The sequence below is a fragment of the uncultured Aquimarina sp. genome (assembly GCF_947492115.1).
GTDB lineage: Bacteria > Bacteroidota > Bacteroidia > Flavobacteriales > Flavobacteriaceae > Aquimarina.
In genome coordinates this window covers 1-741 of record NZ_CANLMM010000039.1, presented here as the reverse complement: position 1 = coordinate 741, position 741 = coordinate 1, and the positions used below count along the sequence as shown (strand labels likewise).

Here is a 741-nt window from a genome sequence, read left to right as displayed (position 1 = left end):
AGATGCTGGAATACAAACAGGATTAGGTGGTGGAACTCCGAGTGGAGGAACATATTCTGGAAATGGAGTAACTGATGATGGCAATGGAACTACTTATTCCTTTAATCCTATTACTGTAGGAACAGGAAATCAAAATATTACCTATAGCTTTACCAATGCAAATGGATGTACTGATACTGCTTCTGATACTGTAGAAGTGTTCGATCTGCCAACAGTATCCTTTACAGCTCCTGCTGATCTATGTGTAGATGCTGGAATACAAACAGGATTAGGTGGTGGAACTCCTAGCGGAGGAACATATTCTGGAAATGGAGTAACTGATGATGGCAATGGAACTACTTATTCCTTTAATCCTACTACTGCAGGTATAGGAAATCAAAATATTACCTATAGCTTTACCAATGCAAATGGATGTACTGATACTGCTTCTGATACTGTAGAAGTGTTCGATCTGCCAACAGTATCCTTTACAGCTCCAGCTGATCTATGTATCGATGCTGGAATACAAACAGGATTAGGTGGTGGTACTCCGAGTGGAGGAACGTATTCTGGAAATGGAGTAACTGATGATGGCAATGGAACTACTTATTCCTTTAATCCTACTATTGCAGGTACAGGAAATCAAAATATTACCTATAGTTTTACCAATGCAAATGGATGTACTGATACTGCTTCTGATACTGTAGAAGTGTTCGATCTGCCAACAGTATCCTTTACAGCTCCAGCTGATCTATGTATCGA

The 741-nt window shown here is 39.7% G+C and carries 1 pseudogene; it reads left to right on the top strand.

The features are described 5' to 3' along the window. Positions 1 to 741: pseudogene (locus Q1A73_RS24420) on the top strand (hypothetical protein); the annotation flags it as partial.